The following is an 18,879-nucleotide window of genomic DNA, read 5'->3' as shown; positions in this document are numbered from 1 at the left end:
TCGTTGGACTGAAGCGCTCCGGCGCCGCGATCGGCGCTGGCCCGGATCAGAAAGGAATGTCCTCGTCTCCCGAGCTTGGACCATCAAAGTCGTTGCTGGGTTGTTGGTAGTCGTCACGCGGGGCCCCTCCGCCCGAGTCACCTTGGTGGTCGGAGTAGGAGGGGGAGCCTTGGTGCGATCGGCCACCGCCGCCGCCACCGGGAGGACCTCCCTCGCCACGCGAGTCGAGGAACTGAAGGTTCTCGGCGACCACGTTGAGCTTGGATCGCTTCTGGCCCTCTTGGGAGGTCCATTGATCGAACTTGAGGCGACCCTCGACGAAGACTTGCCGACCTTTCGCGAGGTACTGATTGGCGAGCTCGGCGGTCCGGCCCCAAGCGGTGACATCGACGAAGACGGTTTCTTCCTGACGCTGACCGTCCTGTCCCTTGCGGTAGTTGTTGACGGCGAGGCCGAGATCGGAGACGGCAGTACCCGAAGGGGTGTAACGCAGCTCCGGGTCGCGCGTCAGCCGACCAATCAGCAAGACTTTGTTCAGGTTTGCCATCGGTCCCTCCTTCGCGAGCGAACGTCAAACGCCGGGTCGGCATGGCCACCAAACGAGTCCCGAGGGGGACTACGCCTTGGCGGTCTCGGCGGCCTCTTGCTTGGTCTCTTCCTTGGCTCCCTCTTCGCCAGCGGCCTCCGCGGCGCCTTCTTCTCCGGACCCTTCCTCCTCGGAGTGGGTTCCATGAAGCTGGGCCAGGATGCGATCGGCGATGCTCGGGTGCAACTTGACCACCATGTGGCGGAGGATCAAGTCGACGGCGAGACGGAAGTCGGCTTCCATCTTCGGAATCCCCTGGGAATCCGAGCGGAAGTAGGTCAGCAGGTAGCCGCCCTTGCGGAACTTCTTGATCGGATACGCGAGCTTCGGCTCACCCCAGTGACGAGAGAAAAGGATCTCTCCTCCATGCCGCTCGATCATGCCATTGGCGGTCGCCATGGAGTTGTCCCAGTCGGACGATGCTTTGTTCGGCTCGATGAGAAACAGACACTCGTAGATGTTGACGGCCAACGGTCTACACTCCTGTGATTCGTCCAGATGGGCCTGCTCTAGTTAGCCCCACACTGTTCCGTTGAATTCGTTCATGGCGTCCAGCACGCCGCGACGACACCACCATTCCACCGCTCGGCCGGCGTCAATGAGAACCTCATCGACGACCTTCTGCTGACTGGCGGAAAAGCCACTTAGCACGTAGTCGGCAGTCTCTTGCGTCTCCCGGGCCGACCCGACGCCCACTCGAAAACGAGCGAACTCCTGGGTTCCCATGTGGGAGAAAATGTCCTTGAGCCCGTTGTGACCGCCTGAACCACCCTTGGCCCGGATCCGAACCCGGCCGATGGGCAAGTCGACGTCGTCGCAGACGACAAGAACATCCTCGGGCGAGAGCTTGTAGAAGCTCATCGCTTGCTTGACGGAGCGTCCGCTCCGATTCATGAAGGTCTGCGGCTTCAACAGCACCATCTTATCGCCGTCGAGCCGACAATCGCAGACCTGTCCATCAAATTGTCGTTGCCACGACGAGGCACCGTTCGAACTCGCCACTTGATCGAGAATCATGAACCCGATGTTGTGGCGGTGACGACGATACTTCTCGCCAGGGTTTCCGAGTCCAACCACGAGCTTCATCGTGTCGTAACCCACTGCCAGAGCAGGGAGTTAGTCGCCATCGCCCTGGTCTTCGCCACCCTCGCGGCGAATGACTTCCGGCTCGGCGGGACCCTCGGACGCCTCGTCTCCGTCGGATTCCTCTTCCGGGGTGGCGACTTGAACCACCACCTGGTCGGCTGGTAGCGTCGGGGCCAACCCCTCGTCCAACTCGAGGTCGCCGATTGTGATCTGCTGATCCAGGTGCAAGTCGTTGATATTGACGCTGATCTGTTGCGGCAGGTTCCCAGCCTGGCACTCAAGCTCCAGGTCGTGAAGCATCTGCTCGACCACGCCACCCTCGTTCACGCCCGGCGCCGAGCCGCGAAGAACGATCGGAACTTCGATCGTGACGCGTTCGTCCTTGTTGACGCGGTTGAAGTCGATGTGGAGAATCTCGCGGCCAAAGACGTCCCACTGGACTTCCCGGATGACCGCCGACTCCTTGGTGCCATCGATGGTCAAGTCGAGCAAGCCGTGGGCACCGTGCCGGATCAACGCTTCCAGCTCCGATGCATTGACCGTCACGGGGACACAGTGTTCCTTGTGTCCGTAAATGATTCCTGGGACGAGACCCTCGCTCCGAAGTCGTCGGGCGGCTCGAGTCCCCTTTTGCTCACGGCGTTCGACAGCTATTGTCGCTGATTCAACCATTGCTCGTTCCCTGTCCGAGTCTTGCCGGACCGATTCGGACGCACGGAACTCGCGGGCGCCCTGGAGGCCTGCGGGAGCGTCCGAACGTCGAACTATCTCAATCGCCTTGGAAGTTACTCTCCGCGATGACTCACGGAGCAAACGGTTCATTATGGAAAACGGCGCACCAATCGCAAGTGTCGGCTTGGAAACTCGCGGCCCTCGCTCAGAATTCCTCGTCAAAGCCCGTAATCGGCTCTCCCAACTCCTCCACGATATAGACATAGGAGTGGGTACGGGGGAGATAGGCGATCCGTGAAGACCGGTCGCGAGGGCCCGTTCGCGGGATATGCCGCTTGCCGTGTAACCCGTGTTCTTCGTTGGTCTTGAAACATATTCTGTTGCTCTGGATCCTTTCGACTTTCGCTCACACGGACAGCATCGACCATGCCGGCAAACCTGACACCCCAGTACAAGAAGGCCGAGGAGAAGTATCGTCGGGCGCAGACCCCCGACGAGCAGATTCTCTGCATTGAGGAGATGTTTCGGGAGCTTCCCAAGCACAAAGGGACCGAAAAGCTCCAGGCCGAACTCAAAACTCGCCTCAAAGAGCTCCGAACCGATGTCGAATCGGGCAAAAAATCCCCCAAAAAGACGCCGCAACAGAAGATTCCCAGGCAGGGAGCCGGCCAGATCCCGATCATCGGCGCCCCCAACAGTGGTAAGAGCCGTCTTCTCGCGGAGTTGACCTCGGCGAAGCCGGAGATTGCGGACTACCCCTTCACCACCCGCGAGGCCCAACCTGGGATGATGACTTGGGAGGATGTCCGGGTCCAACTCATCGACACGCCGCCGCTGGCCGAGCACCAAGTCGACGGCTCGCTGATCAACATGGTGCGCTCCGCCAATCTCGTCGCCCTCTGTTTCGACGGCTCGAGCGACGATGCTCCCGACCAGACCGCCGAGGTGCTGAAGCTACTGCGCGAGCGAAAGATCGAGCTCGCCGGCGACAGCGGATTTTCCGAGGAGGACTTCACCGTCGCGCGGGTGAAGACACTGCTCGTCGTCACCCATGCGGATGATCCGGAGCGCGACGTTCGCTTGGAGTTCCTCGACGAGCAAGTGAAGCGCGATTTCGAGACCGTCGAGGTTGAACTCGATCGGCCGGAGTCGGTGGAAGCTCTTCGCGAGCGGCTCTACCGAGGGCTCGATGTCTTCCGCGTCTACACCAAGTCGCCCGGCGCAAAGGCGGAGTTGAAGGATCCCTTCACGCTTCCCGCCGGCGGAACCGTCAAGGATCTGGCGGGACTCATCCACCGCGACCTGGAGGAGAAGGTGAAGTTCGCGAAGGTTTGGGGCGAGGAGGTCCGCGACGGCCAATCGGTCGGCACCGACCACGTCCTCCAGGACCGGGATCTGGTCGAACTGCACACTTAGCAGTCCTGATGGTCAATTCATTGTCTAAGTGACTTTCGGGTGCCATGCCCACGCTCGCCGTGGGCATGCAGGAAAGACTCACGCTCGCCGTGGGCATGCAGGAAAGACTCACGCTCGCCGTGGGCATGCAGGAAAGACTCACGCTCGCCGTGGGCATGCAGGAAAGACTCACGCTCGCCGTGGGCATGCAGGAGACGCTTGTGATCGGGCAATCTCCCGCACGATCACAGGGGCCGAGATTTCATGAACGAACTTGCCAATCAGGACCTTGGCAGTCCGTTGACTAAAGATGGCCATTTGCCGTCGGCAGCGATTCGATCAACGGGCTGTTGGCCGACGGTGCCAAGGAGGGGCGTTGAGCAGCGCGGCGACGATCAAGCGACTGGGTATTCACTACACGCCGACGGCGCTCGCGGAGTTCCTCGCCGAGCGGGGGTGGGCCTACGTCGACTCGGTTCGTGATCGTACCCGAGTGCTCGACCCGGCATGTGGCGATGGGGAACTTCTGCTTGCCTGTCATCGCGTCGCCCCCACTCCGCGGGCGGGGCAAATCGAACTGACGGGTATTGATCTTGAGGACGAGACGCTCGCGGTTGCGCAAGCGCGGCTTTGCGAGGCGAGGATTGCCCGTCCAACCCTCCGCCGGGGCGACTTTGTCGAGGAGTCGCTTGAGCCCTCCTATGACTTGGTCATCGCCAATCCTCCCTACGTGCGCACCCAGCAACTCGGCGCCGCGAGAACCCGTGAGCTAGCGAAGCGTTTTGGGCTCTCCGGCCGCATCGATTTGGCGCATGTCTTCGTGAAGCGGATGACCGAGGTCGTGCGTCCAGGGGGCGTCATCGCTCTGCTGACGTCGAATCGCTTTCTCTTCACCCGAGCCGGTCGTTGCGTGCGTGAGATGCTCTCTGGGGAGTTCCGCGTCCGCGAGGTGTGGGATCTGGGCGACGCGAAGCTCTTCAAGGCAGCGGTTCTGCCCGCAGTGGTGGTGATCGTTCGCGAGCCGAGCGGGGGGGGAAGCCGGACGCCGTTTGTTCGGATTTATGAGGATGCGGGGGCGGAGGGACCCCCTCCTTCTCCCCCTTGGACAAGGGGGAGCGAAAAGGAAGCCCCTTGGACAAGGGGGAGCGAAAAGGAAGCCCCTTGGACAAGGGGGAGCGAAAAGGAAGAAGGTCTGGCTGAAGCGAACGGGTTGCTCGATTTACTTCGGGCTGGCTGGAGTGGTTCGGTGGCGACTTCCGAGGGGCGGTACCGGATCGAACGGGGGGAGTTGGCGTTCCCCACGGACCCGTCACTACCTTGGTATCTCTTAAATGAGGAGAACGCCGCTTGGCTCGACCAAATCGACCGAGCGAAGGTGGCGACGTTCGGAGATGTGGGCAAGATCCGCGTCGGCATCAAGACGACGGCCGATGTGGTCTTCGTTCGCAACGACTGGGCGTCGCTGCCCGACGATGGGCGACCGGAAGATGAACTCCTACGTCCATTGCTCACTCATCGGGAGGCGGAACGTTGGTGTTGTGCCGGCGAGGTGGTCTGCCGCGTCCTCTATCCTCACGAGATCCATCAGGGTCGGCGGCGGCCGGTCGCGCTCCAGCGCTATCCGGGCGCCGAAGCCTATCTAAAGGAACACGAAGCGATCCTGCGAAAGCGATCCTACGTCACCAAGGCCAATCGCCGATGGTACGAGATCTGGGTGCCGCAGGACCCCGACGGCTGGTCGGAGCCGAAGATCGTCGCGCCGGACATCGCGACGGAGCCTCGATTCGGGCTCGATGAGAGCGGGGCGGTCGTGAACGGCGACTGCTACTGGATCACCCTTCGCGAGGGGCGCGAGGCCGACTGGCTGCTCCTTATGTTGGGGATCGCCAACTCGTCGCTGATGACGCAGTACTATGACGCCCGCTTTCACAACAAGCTCTACTCGGGTCGCCGGCGGTTCATGACCCAGTACGTCTCGGCGTGTCCCCTACCCGATCTCGGTTCGGCGCCCGCGCGGGCGTTGGTCCGTCTGGTCAAGCGGCTCCTCGAGGGGCGAAGCGACGCGCGGGCCGAGTCGCGAGTCAATGAGTTGGCGTGGCGCTGCTTCGGGCTGACCGAGCCGGGTGGTCGACCAGGTGGTCGGCAAACCTAGCATCCCGTCAGAACCTGTTGTTCGGGTGCCACTGGCTGCTTGTCAGCCAGTGAGAACGAGTCGCGCAACTGAGATCCCGAAAGTAGACGGTTGACAGTGCACGAGTAAGTGACCGGGCGTTCAACGAACACGTCGTTGTTTCGTGACAAAGTTACCCAGTCTTGTCTCGTTCTCCTGGTCGGATGCTCCGACGGGGCGTCGTCTTGCAACAACTTCCACGCGCGACGCTTGGGGCTTGTAAGTTTCACAAAGAGAGTCACTTGGGGCCCAAATGGCGGATCATCGGCTTGACCCCGAAACTGGGGCCGCCTATGGTTCGCCCCGCTTGGGCCGGCAACAGAGGCACCGCAACGTGATGAGGCCCATGGTGTTGCGTAAAAACTCAGAGGTTCGGTTCGGTGGGTCGGGAACGCCATGATCGTCGAAACCCACGGCGATGACTTGGTGATCAAGGCACCGGCGAAAGTGAACCTCCACTTGGAGATCTTGGGCAAGCGGCCCGACGGCTATCACGAGCTGGAAACGCTCTTTCTGTCCGTCTCGCTGTACGACACCTTGATCTTTAAGCAGCAGCCCGCCGAGGTGTCGGTTCGCGTTCGCGGATCGTCGCTGGATGGTGGGCGGGACAACTTGGTCACTCGGGCGATCCATTTGGTTCGTCAGGAAGCAGGCATCTCGCATGGCATCTCGGTTGAACTGACGAAGGAGATACCCGCCGCGGCCGGTTTGGCAGGCGGGTCGAGTGATGCGGCGGCCACGCTGGCGGGGCTCAACCAATGGTGGAACCTTGGTTGGTCCCCGGAGCGTCTAGCCGCGTTAGGCGCCCAGTTGGGGAGTGACATCCCCTTCTTTTTCCACACCCCCACCGCCGTGGCGCGGGGGCGAGGAGAACAAGTCGAGCCGTGTCGGTGCAAGACGCCGCTCGACTTTGTCATCGTGAGTCCGGAGGAGGGGCTAAGCACGGCGGACGTCTATCGTCGCGTCGTGGTTCCCCCGAAGCCGGTCTCGATTGAACCGATCCGCTCGGCGCTGGAGCAGGGGGATCGAAGGGAAGTTGGAAAGTTGCTTTTCAATCGCTTGGAGGAGGCGTCGGTCCCGCTGTGCCCGGCCGTCGCCAAGATCAAGCACCGAGTCGGCCAGGATGGGATCGGGCAACTGATGAGCGGAAGCGGAAGTTCCGTCTTCGTTCTGATGGACTCCCCCCAAGCGGCCGAGCGGCTCGGAAAGCAACTCATTGCCGAAAGACTCGGCAGGATCTACGTGGTACAGAGTTCTTCTTGAGACGCCAGAAGGAGACGACAGTGGAGATCACGGAAGTTCGCATTAAGCTCATGGATGACAACAATGAGCGTCTTCAGGCCTTCTGCTCGGTGACTTTCGATGACTGTTTCGTCGTTCGCGACGTGAAAATCATCGAGGGAACCAAGGGCAGTTTCGTTGCCATGCCCAGTCGCAAGCTGACCGATCGGTGCAACTCTTGCGGCTATAAAAATCATTTGCGTGCCCGGTTTTGCAACCAGTGTGGTTCCAAGCTGGATGAAAACCGCGCCACTCGCGACGTCGACGGTCGTGCCAAGCTTCACGCCGACATCGCCCACCCGATCAATTCCGGTTGCCGCGAGCGGGTTCAAGGCGCCATCCTCGCCGCCTACGAGGAAGAGCTGATTCGCTCGAAACAGCCCGGCTACAAGCCGACTTATGACGACTTCGAGCCAGAGTACGACTTCGAGGAGAGCGTGCCCAGCTACGGACGGACTCGTCCCGACCAGGGAGAGAGCCGTTTCCCGGCCAGCTACAGCAGCAAGTAACTCATTCTTACTGCTCTGAAATCGTGGGCCGCACGACCTCCGCGCGAGGGCGTGCGGCCTGCTTGATGCGCCGATTCCCTTCTTTGACACCCGCCTCAACGTGACCTATTCTCTTGCCAGTGCTCCCCTCACTCTCTGGGTGGCGTGTGCGCGTCATCCTGGCGGAAGTTCACCCCGTCTTGCCGCACGAACACTAGCGAGCGAACACAAGGTCTCCACGAGTCAGTCCGTACTTGGCGGACCGCTCATTTGCGGGAAGGGAAATTCGTCATGCTTCGGCAGGTCCACCCCGGTCGGCGCCGTCGCGCCGCGATTATCGTCCTCTCCGCCTTCATGATGGTCTTCCTCATCGGGATGGTGGCGTTTGGGGTCGATTTGGGTTACATCCAGCTCGTGAAAGCGGAACTGCAGCGGACCGCGGATGCCGCCGCTCACGCCGCCGCGATGAACATCGGCATGGGGGAGAGTCAGGCAAGGTTGGCCGCCCAACAAGTCGCCCTTCAAAATCGCGTGGCCGGGCTCGACTACGAGCTTGACGGCACCGCGGTCGACTTCGGTCGACGCGACTGGGACGGCAACGACTTCACCTACAACTGGACCGCGGCGGAGATCAATGCGGTGCGCGTCGTCGCGAGCCGGGACGAGGCCGCTCCCCAAGGCCCGGTGGCTCTCTTTTTCGCCCCCGTGCTCGGCTTCCAAGAGACGATGATCACCGCCGAGTCGATCGTCGCGATCAACCCACGCGACATCGTGATGGTGATCGACCTCTCCGGTTCGATGCACCACGACAGCGAGCCCTGGACGTGGGCGGCCCAGAACGACCTCGGTCAAGATCCCGACACGGGCGAGGGTGGCGGCGACGCCGTTCGTAGCGACCTTTGGGACGACATGGGACTGACCGACGCCGGCATCGATTTCACCGACCTGACGCCGGGAACGTCCGATGATAAGCGAAACAACAACTTCGACTTCCAGGATCGTGTGAACAACCGCCAAGTCGATCTCCCGGTCATGGACATCAACGATGACGGGGTCGTCGACAGCAGCGACGCCCAAGCGTCGGTCGACTTCTACGTCTCGGAGATCAAGAAGCGCTACAGCAACGCGGGCAAGAGTCACAACAACTTCCAGAATTCGGTCGGGCTCGACGCCGATGGCAACATTCAGGCTCGGCTCAACTTCGACGATGTTCGCTATCTCACCAGCGACTCGGACATCATGGGGATGTGGAAGGACCACTCGACGCCGCAAGCGGCCGACCTCGCTCAAGACTATGCCGCCGGCAACACCGGAGCCTCGACCGACAACCGTTCCTCGACGGTCTCGGCGTACGACTTCATCACCGACCAATACCTTTCGACCACGATGCGGCACGCCAAGCCGAGCCTGACCAACGCCGCCACGCGCGACACCTACCGGACCTTCTGGCGCGGCTATCTCTCCTACACCCGCGGCTACAGTAGCGGCTCGGGGTCGAGCAACGGGATCGATGGATTCTCGAACCCCAGCACCAACAGCAGCAACAATAGCCACAAGGACCGCTACGGCTGGGATGGCAACTTTAAGACGGAACTTGCCAATCTCAAGAACGTCGCCAACTACAAGTCTTACATCCAGTTCATGATGGACCACGGGTTCAACATGAAGGTCGGGCTCGAGGACGACGGCAGCGCCGCTCCGCTCTCGGAGATGTTCTACACCCCGATGTCCTCGCGCTGGGCCGACGACACCGGCGACGATTCGAACGCCTATCGCCGCTTCGATTCGGACCTGAACACCTATCGTCCGATCCGCGAGCAGCCGACCGCGGGCGTCTCCGACGCGATCTTGGCGGCCCTCAAGGAGATCAAGGAGCAGAACGCGTCGCTGCACTCGACCATTCGCGACAAGGTGGCGATCGTCACCTTCCACTCGTCCTTCACGCCGATCACGGGCAATGAGACCAATCGCTTCCTCGACCCGGTCGACGACTACGATCAGCTCGTCAGCGATGTGGTGAACAAGGCCTCGCAGTCGCTGCCTAACGCCTACTCGAATGTCGACGGCACCGGCGGTTCGACCAACACGATGTCGGGCTTGCGAAACGCGGGCAACTTCATTGACTCGATGGGCGGCCGCTCGTTCAGCACCAAGTGGGTCGTGCTCTTCACCGACGGCGTTCCCAACGAGATCACCTCGCCCGATTCGATCTCCAATGACGAGTACCACAATACCTTTGTCGACATGGACGGCGATGGCACGAAGGAGACGCAGTACTACTACAGTCAGAACGGCAACGATGCCCGCAATGCGAGTCTCAAGGAAGTCGCCGACCTCGCGAAGGCTCACGATGCCTACGTGCATACGATCACGGCTGGTGCGGGGCACGACAAGGACATCACCAAGAGGATGTCCGCCCTCACCGATGGCGAGTACATCGACTCGGGCAACTACTTCCACGACTACACGGAGCTTCTGATCGAAGCGTTCGAGAGTCTCGCCAACCGTCGGTCAATTCATTTCGGCATCGACGACTGATGTGAGACGGGTCGTTGCCTGTCGCAAGTCGCCTTCGCGGCGAGTCACGATCAACGATGGGTCAGGCCAAGTGCCTGGCCCATGGTCGTTTCTTGGGAGGGTAGTGGTAGGTCAGGCCATGGCCTGACGCGAGTTGCAGCGGACGAGGTCTTGACCCTCGGGGCCCTGCCCACGCTCGTCGCGGGTATACGGGAAACGCCTGCGCTTGGGCAATCTTCCGCACGAATCTGAGGGCCGAGATTGATCAAGAAAGCCGTTCGTTGGCGGCAGCGAATGGTTCAACGGGCAATTAGACAACCCCTTGCGGGGTTGGTGTTCCTTTCGGTCGTTACCCAGGGTGCGCGAAGCGCGACCCTGGGCTTCACCAGAGAACGGCGTTGCCGTTCGGACATTGGAGAGCGGCGTTGCCGTTCGGACATTGGAGAACGGCGTTGCCGTTCGGACATCGGAGAGCGGCGTTGCCGTTCGGACATTGGAGAACGGCGTTGCCGTTCGGACATCGGAGAGCGGCGTTGCCGTTCGGACATCGGAGAGCGGCGTTGCCGTTCGGACATTGGAGAACGGCGTTGCCGTTCGGACATCGGAGAGCGGCGTTGCCGTTCGGACATCGGAGAGCGGCGTTGCCGTTCGGACATTGGAGAGCGGCGTTGCCGTTCGGACATTGGAGAACGGCGTTGCCGTTCGGACATCGGAGAGCGGCGTTGCCGTTCGGACATCGGAGAGCGGCGTTGCCGTTCGGACATCGGAGAGCGGCGTTGCCGTTCGGACATCGGAGAGCGGCGTTGCCGTTCGGACATCGGAGAGCGGCGTTGCCGTTCGGACATTGGAGAGCGGCGTTGCCGTTCGGGCATCGGAGTGCGGCGATATTCGGAAGAGTCGTCTACTTCGATTCATGAAACACAATCGCCCAGGCCCGCGAGGAGCGAACCTGGGCAGTGTGGTGGGATGGTTGGGAGCGACTGACGCTCCACCCTGGCCGAGTGAGTCTGATGTTACTCACCCTGGCCGAGTGAGTCTGATGTTACTCACCCTGGCCGAGTGAGTCTGATGTTACTCACCCTGGCCGAGTGAGTCTGATGTTACTCACCCTGGCCGAGTGAGTAGCCAATCTCGCCGTCGAAGGTGCAAAGGCTCTCGGTCTTGATGAAGTCGATCGACGCCCCGGCACAGCGTTGCAGGAGGCCGACGATCTGCTCGTGCGTGATCGTCTGACCGGCTTCCGGCGCGACGAAGCGGCAACGGGTGTGGTCGGCGCAGTAGGTCTCCGGGGCCCCTTCGGGCCAGACCTTGACGCCCCGGCTGGTGATCAGCTTGAGCTTGAGATCGCCCGCGACGGCCAAGAGTTTCTCCGAGAGCTTGTTGGCATCGCGCGTCGCGTCGCAAACGAAGACGTCGACACCGACCAACTCCTTCTTCTGAGGAGTGGGGGGCGTGTACTCGAAGGGCTTGATCCCGTCGGTGCCCTTCTTGTAAGTGACGGCCGCGAGCTGTTCCGGCTTTTGGCCGAGACGAGCGACGACCGCTTGGGCGAACTCCTTCGTGCCGACCTTTTCCTTGCTGACGCTCTCGTCGTAGATGTCGTAGGTGTGAACGCCATCCTCGATGGTCCGCAGCCACGCGTTGTGGACTCGCTCAGCCATCTCCGCCTCGCCGATATGGACGAGCATCAAGATGCTGCCGAGGAGCAGACCCGACGGATTGGCGAGGTTCTGGCCCGCGCGGCGAGGGGCGGATCCGTGGATCGCCTCGAACATCGCCGCCGTCGGGCCGATGTTCGCCGAGCCCGCGAGACCGACCGAGCCGGCGATCTGGGCGGCGACGTCGGAGAGGACGTCCCCGTAGAGGTTGGGCATGACGATGACGTCGAAGTTCTCGGGCGTGTCGGCGAGCTTTGCGGCGCCGATGTCGACGATCCAGTGCTCGTTTTCAATGTCGGGGTACTTGGCGGCGACCTCGTCGAAGACCTTGTGGAAGAGGCCGTCGGTCAGCTTCATGATGTTGTCTTTGGTGAAGCAGGTGACCTTCTTGCGGTTGTTGAGCCGAGCGTAGTCGAACGCGTAGTGGCAGATTTTCTCGCAGCCGGGCCGCGAGATCAGCTTGAGGCACTGGTAGACCTCGTCGGTCTGACGATGCTCGATGCCGGCGTAGAGGTCCTCCTCGTTCTCGCGAACGATGACGACGTTCATGACCGGGTGTTTGGTCTGGATGAAGGGGTGGTAGGAAACGCATGGGCGGACGTTGGCGTAGAGGCCGAGCGTCTTGCGGACGGTGACGTTGAGGCTCTTGTAGCCGCCACCCTGGGGGGTCGTGATCGGGGCCTTGAGGAAGACCTTGGTCCGTCGGAGCGACTCCCAAGCGGAGGGCTCGATGCCCGAGGTGTGGCCCGCCTTGTAAACGGCTTCGCCGATCGCGATCTCTTCGATTTCGAGCGGGGCGCCCGCTTCTTTGAGAATCGTGAGGGTCGCATCCATGATTTCCGGGCCGATGCCGTCGCCTTTTGCGACTGTGATCGGAATCGTTGCCATCGCGGGCAGGTCCTTTCTCTAGCCTCTGGTCGTTGAATGATCAGAGGCATCTTAGGGAATTTGGCCGCCGCGAGGACGGCTCGGCAAAACGTCCACCTCGCCGCGTCCGGTGAGTCGGGGATATGACTTACCGACCGCTAGCCTCCTCCGAACGGTGATCCGGTCAGACGTTCGTAGGCATCGAGATACTTCTGGCGCGTCTTGACGATGATTTCCTCGGGCATCGCGGGGGGAGGGCTGTTTTTGTCGAACCCGACCTCTTCGAGCCAATCGCGAACGAATTGCTTGTCGAACGAGGGCTGCGGGCCACCGGCCGCGTAGGTGTCAGCGGGCCAGTAGCGCGAGCTGTCGGGAGTCAGCACTTCGTCGATGAGGATCAACTCGCCGGAGGGGAGGTGGCCGAATTCGAACTTGGTGTCCGCGAGGATCAGTCCGCACGACTTGGCGTGCTCGGCCGCCCGGGTGTAGATCGAGAGGCTGCGCACTTCGAGTTGCCGGGTCAGCTCCTTGCCGACGAGCTCCGCCATCCGCTCGCGGGAGATGTTCTCGTCGTGACCACTGGTCGCTTTGGTGGCGGGGGTGAAGATCGGCTCGGGCAGCGGGGAACTCTCGACCAGTCCGCTCGGTAGTTCGTGACCGCAGACGGTTCCCGCCTGGCGATATTCCTTCCACGCCGATCCCGAGAGGTAGCCGCGCACGACGCACTCGATCGGGACGACGTTGGTCTTTTTCGCGAGCATCGACCGGCCCCCAAAGACCTCGGGGTGTTCGGCAAACGCACCGCCCATCTCTTCCAGCGCCATCGAGAGAAAGTGGTTCGGCTCGTTCAGGTGCTGGAACCAAAAGAGACTGATTTGAGTGAGGATTTTCCCCTTGTCGGGGACACCGTTGGGAAGCACCCAGTCGAACGCGCTGATGCGGTCGCTGGCGACGAGGACCAGCCGATCGCCCAAGTCGTAGAGGTCGCGGACCTTGCCCTGGGTCCGAGGTAGTCCGGGGACGCTCGTTTCGAGTACCGCGTTCATGATCGTTATCCGCCACCAGCGCGAGAGTAGTTGGCACCAGCGTGCGTTTTACTCAAACCGGCCGATCTCGTCGCGTTGCGAAAGGGGACGGCGCGCCGATGGGGAAGCGACTGGGACGACGAGAAAACGGTCTTGGGTGCCATGCCCACGCTGCGTGGGCATGCGGGAAGAGCCTGGACGGAGCGAAGTGTGTTCTCCACTCGTGCGACAGAAGGTACCGCTGAGTCCCTGGATCGCCAGATCGCTACGGCGTCCAGAACGACTCGGCGGGGAGGCTGAGTCGTCGCATCACGTCGCGTGTGGTGGAAGGCGTGTCGATCGTCAGTTCGCCGTCGATCACGACATAGCTCAGCCCCGCGCTGCCGAGGACGAGGCGAAGGGTCTCCTCGACGGTCTTGTCGCGGCAGTAGACGTGGAAGGCGATCGCATCGTCGGGCACGTCGAAGTGAATCGTCATGCCGGTGGTGTGATGAAAGAAGAGCGCGACGTCCTCGAGGCTCGCTCCCTTGAAGTCGCAACTGATCTTCCGATTGGCGATCGTCGACCACTCGGCCCGCGACGCTCCGGTCGCGAAGAGGGTCCGGTGCGGCTCCTGAGCGGGTCTGGAAGCCGATTTCCGGGGAACGAAGCTCATCTGCTTGTGCGCCGCACCATCGGTGGGCTCGGGCTTCTGTTCGGGTCGGATGACGTCGCCGGTTGGTTTTTGGCTTTCGTGCGTCGTTTCCTCGACGAGCTTTCGCGTCGATTCGAGCATCGCTTCGAGCCAAGGGGGCGACTGTTTGGTCTGTTCACGCTGCCAGTCGGCGAGCTGGCGATCGGCTTTCGCTTCGCCGAGGCTGGACGGGAGACGTCCCGGTTCCTTGGCCGCATCCCAGTGGGGCTTGCGGACAATCCGTTGGGTCGGTTTCTCGACGGTCACCATGATCACGCCCGGCGGAAGCTGCGATGCGTCGGCCAAGGGGCGAGCGAGAATGAGCGTTTCATCTTCGGCGGATCGTTGCAGGAGCACGTAGCCCTTGTCGCCCATCGCGATCGCGACCGGCCCGTCCTTGACGAGTTCGGCGTCGAGCACGATTTCCTGGGGCGCGGCGGACGGGGCCTCGGGTTTCGCGTCGACGGTTGGGGCTTGTTTTCTCTCGGTGACTTGAACTTGGACGAAGCAGGCACACTCGGAGATCTGCTTCCAGTAGCCCTTGGTCGCTTCGACGAGCTTGGAGGCGGGGCAGCAGGAAGGGCACGAGGAGCACGAGGAGAGCGGGCAGCGGCCCGGTTTCTCCGCTTCTTCCCCGTAGCCTTGGGCGGGCCACAGGGCCAACAGGGCAACGAGGGCAGCTTGGGAGAGACTCGCTGACTTCAAACTGGCGATCATGAAACCTCCATGTCCCATGCGGGAGTGCTGCCGACGACTGTCGGGCATCGGCTCAAGGTGAACCTAGTGCCACGCGCGGACCCATAGTCGACGAGCCAATTGGTGTCAACAGGGCCTGTTTTGTTCCATTCGGGAACGAAACGTCTTAGAAACCGATCGTTTCAGGGCCAAATCGTGTCCGAAATCGCCGCCGAATGGACGGTTTTTGTATCCTGATTCTTTTGGGGAACGCTCGCGCGGGGCCGCTTGTGGGCGCCGAGGCTTCCGATGGCGGTCGGAAGTCGGACGGCGAGCGATCACCCCGACGCGGTGAGCCATCGCGACCCACGCGAGTAATCTTGACGACCCACCGAACTTTGACCGCGCGATCCGCCTCCCGTGAGACTGGGAGGACAGGGGAAAATCCAACGACGAAGGACCAACGATGACCGAGAAGCTCAACAAGTACAGTTCCCGCGTGACTCAACCCCCCGCCCAGGGGGCCTCGCAAGCGATGCTCTACGGCACCGGCATGACCGAAGAGGACATGGACAAGGCCCAAGTCGGCATCGCGAGCATGTGGTACGACGGCAACACCTGCAACATGCACTTGCTCGAGCTCGGAACCTTGGTCAAGGAGAGCGTCCAGGAAGCGGACCTGGTCGGGATGCGGTTCAACACCATCGGGGTCAGCGACGGGATCTCGATGGGGACCGAGGGGATGAACTTCTCGCTACAGTCGCGCGACTTGATCGCCGACTCGATCGAGACCGTCATGGGGGCTCAATGGTACGACGCTCTGGTCTGCATCCCCGGTTGCGACAAGAACATGCCCGGTTCGCTGATCGCGATGGGACGGCTCAATCGCCCGGCGCTGATGGTCTACGGCGGCACGATCTCCGCCGGATGTTCCGATGGGCAAAAGCTCGACATCGTCTCCGCCTTCCAGAGCTACGGCGAGTTTCTCTCCGGTCACATCGACGATAGCGCCCGTCGGTCGATCGTTCGCAAGTCCTGTCCCGGGCCGGGAGCCTGCGGCGGCATGTACACCGCCAACACGATGGCCTCTTCCATCGAAGCGCTCGGCATGAGCTTGCCCTACAGTTCCTGCACTCCCGCCAACAACCCAGGCAAGGCCGAGGAGTGTCGCAAGAAGATCGGACCCGCGATCCGCAATCTCCTCGAACGCGATCTCAAGCCACGCGACATCATGACCCGACGGTCGTTCGAGAACGCGATCCGCTTGGTGATGATCCTTGGCGGCTCGACCAACGCGGTCCTTCACCTCATCGCGATCGCCCGCTCGATCGGTGTCGAGCTCACCATCGACGACTTCCAGACGTTCAGCGACAACACGCCTTACCTCGCGGACCTCAAGCCGAGTGGGAAGTACGTGATGGAAGATCTCCACGCGATCGGAGGCGTTCCAGGCGTTCTCAAGATGATGCTCGCCGAGGGCCTGCTGCACGGCGACTGCATGACGGTGACCGGCAAGACGATCGCCGAGAACCTCGAGGAACTGCCGGGGCTCGACGAGGGACAAGAGATGATTCGCCCCCTCTCCAACCCGATCAAAGCGACCGGGCACCTCCGCATTCTCTACGGCAACGTCGCGACCGAGGGAGCCGTCGCCAAGATCACCGGCAAGGAGGGGCTCAAGTTTGTCGGCCCCGCCAAGGTCTTCGACTCGGAAGAAGAGACCCTCAAGGCGCTCGAGGAGAAGAAGATCGAGAAGGGCGACGTTATCGTCATCCGCTACGAAGGTCCGACCGGCGGTCCGGGCATGCCGGAGATGCTGACCGTTACCTCGGCGATCATGGGGGCGGGACTCGGAACCGACGTCGCGCTGTTGACCGATGGTCGTTTCTCGGGCGGAACCCACGGGTTCGTCGTCGGCCACATCACCCCGGAGGCCCAACTCGGGGGCACGATCGCCTACCTTCAGGAAGGCGACGTCATCACCATCGATGCCGACAATTGCGAAATCAACGTCGATGTCAGTGACGAGGAGATGGCCAGTCGCCGGGCCGCTTGGACGGCTCCTCCCTACGAGGCGACGCGCGGGACGCTCTACAAGTACATCAAGACCGTCAAGTCGGCCGCCTATGGCTGTGTCACCGACGAGTAGACGCTTCCCCAAGTTGTCGCCAGTCGGCGTTCGCTCCTAAAGAGCGAACGTCAGGATGAAGGCGATGATGCCCAAGATCGCGATCACCACGAACCAGATCGGCTTGCCCGCGAAGACCGACGACGAGCCCGGCGTGATGTAGTCGCCACAGATCGGGCATTGCTCGGCATCCTCGTAGACCTCACGGCCGCACGATGGGCAAGTCACGGTTTGGGTGATCAGGTCATCGTCGTCCTCGTTGTCGGGTTCGGGATACTCTCGGTCTTCGAAGGGACGATCACGCACGATTGGGGTCCTCGGCGACGTCATGGCGTTCGGGAAGAGCGACACGACGCTCGCGGGAAAGTGAAAGTAGTTGATCTTCGTCGAGTCGACAGGGAGACGACGTCTCCACCACGAGCCGCATCATAGCGTATCGGTCTCGGGATTGGCGACCTCTTCCGAGACGGTGCGCCGAACGCTGGTTCGGCGACGCTTGCGGATCGGGGCGGGGGCCAACAGCGCCGAGATGATGCCGACGACGGCGACGATCGTCCAGAGCGTCCAACTCGCGACCGGCGCCATGATCACCGCGGGCGCCAGGGCCGTCGACCAAACCATGCCGGTCGGCATGGGGCCCGCCACCGAGAGTCCCTCCCGACGGCAACGCGCGATCCAGCGACGGTCGTGCGCCAGAGGCCAACGAACGCGGAGAAGCGTGAACCCGAGGATGCCCGCCGCCAGCATCACCGGCACGGCCCACGTCCAGGCATCGGGAACTTCGATCCCGAGAACGCTCAACGTCATCGGGACCATCAGCCATGCCGCCAGCGCCGCGAAGGCCGAGTTCTCCAACAGCTTGTGAAGAACCGCGAAGGGGCTCTCCGACGGGAGCATGCCATCGCGGCGGCTCGGATCGCTAAGGACCGCGATCAGAAAGGCCGCGAGCAAGCGTCCGAAGACTTGGAGCCAGACGAACCACGGCGACTCGCCGACAAGTCCCGGCTCTTGAGCGATCCAGATCGCCCAGGCTCCGACCGCGATCGAAACCAGCAGCGTCGTCGCTCCCGGAAGAAACGACCAGTTCTGTCGCTGCCACGCGAAGACCATCACGCTACCAATGCTCGCCCCCGTCAGGACCAACAGCGGCAATTGAAACTCGCTGCGGATCAGGATCGACGAGAGGACCGCGAAGGTGGCGATCAGGCTTCCCTGAAGAATCGTGAGCCAGGAGCCCGCGGCCCGCAGCCGTGCGAAGCGGATCGTCGACGGGAAGGCGACGCCCTCCTCGGTCGCGAGACGGGCGAGAAACTCCCAAGCGAGGAAGCCGACCAGAAAGGCTGGAAGAACGACCAGACCAGGGGTGTAGGGGGCGCAGAGGCCGACGAGGAACGCAATGGTCCAAAGACGCCATGCGGGAGCGGCCCATTGGCCGATCCGGGCGATGGAGAGGCGAAACGGGCGATGAGGCGGGCGACGAGGTCGCGAAGCGTCAGCAGTGGACACGTTGAGCGCCATGGGACTTCGACCCTCCGCTCTCCTCGGCATGGGAGGGTTGGTAGAGAGCATCATGGTCATGACAGAGCAGGCCCCGGACGATCGGGGCGGCGCCGGCATCAGTCGGCTCCCCGCGAAACCCGATCAACGAATGTTCCCCT

At 62.1% G+C, this 18,879-nt stretch carries 15 protein-coding genes; 6 read left to right on the top strand and 9 right to left on the bottom strand.

Annotated elements, in window-relative coordinates:
- Nucleotides 1-46: 46 nt before the first annotated feature.
- The 4 genes from ssb to Pan216_RS22120 form a co-directional block, all read right to left on the bottom strand.
- Entirely contained in the window at nt 47-547 is a 501-nt protein-coding gene (gene ssb, locus Pan216_RS22135; RefSeq protein WP_145261472.1) for a single-stranded DNA-binding protein, read from the bottom strand.
- A 69-nt stretch (nt 548-616) separates the two neighbouring features.
- Nucleotides 617-1,057: a 30S ribosomal protein S6 gene (gene rpsF / locus Pan216_RS22130; protein WP_419192844.1), complete on the bottom strand. Its 441-nt coding sequence runs from the start codon at nt 1,055-1,057 to the stop codon at nt 617-619.
- A 42-nt stretch (nt 1,058-1,099) separates the two neighbouring features.
- Nucleotides 1,100-1,672, bottom strand: coding sequence for an aminoacyl-tRNA hydrolase (gene pth / locus Pan216_RS22125; RefSeq protein WP_145261468.1), 573 nt, complete (start codon nt 1,670-1,672; stop codon nt 1,100-1,102).
- Nucleotides 1,673-1,702: 30 nt separating this feature from the next.
- Nucleotides 1,703-2,344, bottom strand: a complete 642-nt coding sequence (locus Pan216_RS22120) for a 50S ribosomal protein L25 (RefSeq protein WP_419192843.1) — start codon at nt 2,342-2,344, stop codon at nt 1,703-1,705.
- Between the two features lie 426 nt (nt 2,345-2,770).
- Between Pan216_RS22120 and Pan216_RS22115 the strand changes: the two genes are divergently transcribed.
- The 5 genes from Pan216_RS22115 (at nt 2,771) to Pan216_RS22095 (ending at nt 10,216) form a co-directional block, all read left to right on the top strand.
- Nucleotides 2,771-3,760: a GTPase gene (locus tag Pan216_RS22115; RefSeq protein ID WP_145261464.1), complete on the top strand. Its 990-nt coding sequence runs from the start codon at nt 2,771-2,773 to the stop codon at nt 3,758-3,760.
- 355 nt (nt 3,761-4,115) lie between these two features.
- Complete coding sequence (locus Pan216_RS22110; RefSeq protein WP_419192842.1) at nt 4,116-5,891, top strand: N-6 DNA methylase family protein; 1,776 nt, start codon at nt 4,116-4,118, stop codon at nt 5,889-5,891.
- 414 nt (nt 5,892-6,305) lie between these two features.
- Entirely contained in the window at nt 6,306-7,172 is an 867-nt protein-coding gene (ispE, locus tag Pan216_RS22105) for a 4-(cytidine 5'-diphospho)-2-C-methyl-D-erythritol kinase (RefSeq protein WP_145261460.1), read from the top strand.
- A gap of 20 nt (nt 7,173-7,192) precedes the next feature.
- Nucleotides 7,193-7,699 carry a SpoVG family protein gene (locus Pan216_RS22100; RefSeq protein WP_145261458.1) on the top strand — a complete coding sequence of 169 codons (507 nt, stop codon included), beginning with the start codon at nt 7,193-7,195 and terminating at the stop codon, nt 7,697-7,699.
- A gap of 270 nt (nt 7,700-7,969) precedes the next feature.
- Nucleotides 7,970-10,216 (top strand): pilus assembly protein TadG-related protein, encoded by a 2,247-nt coding sequence (locus Pan216_RS22095; protein WP_145261456.1) that lies wholly within the window; start codon nt 7,970-7,972, stop codon nt 10,214-10,216.
- A gap of 1,079 nt (nt 10,217-11,295) precedes the next feature.
- Here Pan216_RS22095 and Pan216_RS22085 read toward each other — a convergent pair.
- The 3 genes from Pan216_RS22085 to Pan216_RS22075 form a co-directional block, all read right to left on the bottom strand.
- Nucleotides 11,296-12,741, bottom strand: coding sequence for an NADP-dependent isocitrate dehydrogenase (locus tag Pan216_RS22085; protein ID WP_145261453.1), 1,446 nt, complete (start codon nt 12,739-12,741; stop codon nt 11,296-11,298).
- 137 nt (nt 12,742-12,878) lie between these two features.
- Nucleotides 12,879-13,766 (bottom strand): phosphoribosylaminoimidazolesuccinocarboxamide synthase, encoded by an 888-nt coding sequence (locus Pan216_RS22080; protein ID WP_145261451.1) that lies wholly within the window; start codon nt 13,764-13,766, stop codon nt 12,879-12,881.
- A 244-nt stretch (nt 13,767-14,010) separates the two neighbouring features.
- Nucleotides 14,011-15,135, bottom strand: a complete 1,125-nt coding sequence (locus Pan216_RS22075; RefSeq protein ID WP_145261448.1) for a hypothetical protein — start codon at nt 15,133-15,135, stop codon at nt 14,011-14,013.
- A 424-nt stretch (nt 15,136-15,559) separates the two neighbouring features.
- Here Pan216_RS22075 and ilvD point away from each other — a divergent pair, with 424 nt between their 5' ends.
- Nucleotides 15,560-17,242 carry a dihydroxy-acid dehydratase gene (gene ilvD, locus Pan216_RS22070; protein ID WP_145261446.1) on the top strand — a complete coding sequence of 561 codons (1,683 nt, stop codon included), beginning with the start codon at nt 15,560-15,562 and terminating at the stop codon, nt 17,240-17,242.
- A gap of 36 nt (nt 17,243-17,278) precedes the next feature.
- Here the strand turns inward: ilvD and Pan216_RS22065 are convergent, their stop codons facing one another.
- Both Pan216_RS22065 and Pan216_RS22060 read right to left on the bottom strand, forming a co-directional pair.
- Nucleotides 17,279-17,527, bottom strand: a complete 249-nt coding sequence (locus Pan216_RS22065) for a zinc-ribbon domain-containing protein (protein ID WP_145261444.1) — start codon at nt 17,525-17,527, stop codon at nt 17,279-17,281.
- A gap of 120 nt (nt 17,528-17,647) precedes the next feature.
- On the bottom strand, nt 17,648-18,739 hold the full coding sequence (locus Pan216_RS22060; RefSeq protein WP_145261441.1) for a hypothetical protein: 1,092 nt from the start codon (nt 18,737-18,739) through the stop codon (nt 17,648-17,650).
- Nucleotides 18,740-18,879: the final 140 nt, after the last annotated feature.

This window comes from Kolteria novifilia (assembly GCA_007748055.1).
Lineage (GTDB): Bacteria > Planctomycetota > Planctomycetia > Kolteriales > Kolteriaceae > Kolteria > Kolteria novifilia.
The sequence above is the reverse complement of the archived record's forward strand: the minus strand, read 5'-3'. Positions and strand labels throughout refer to the sequence as shown.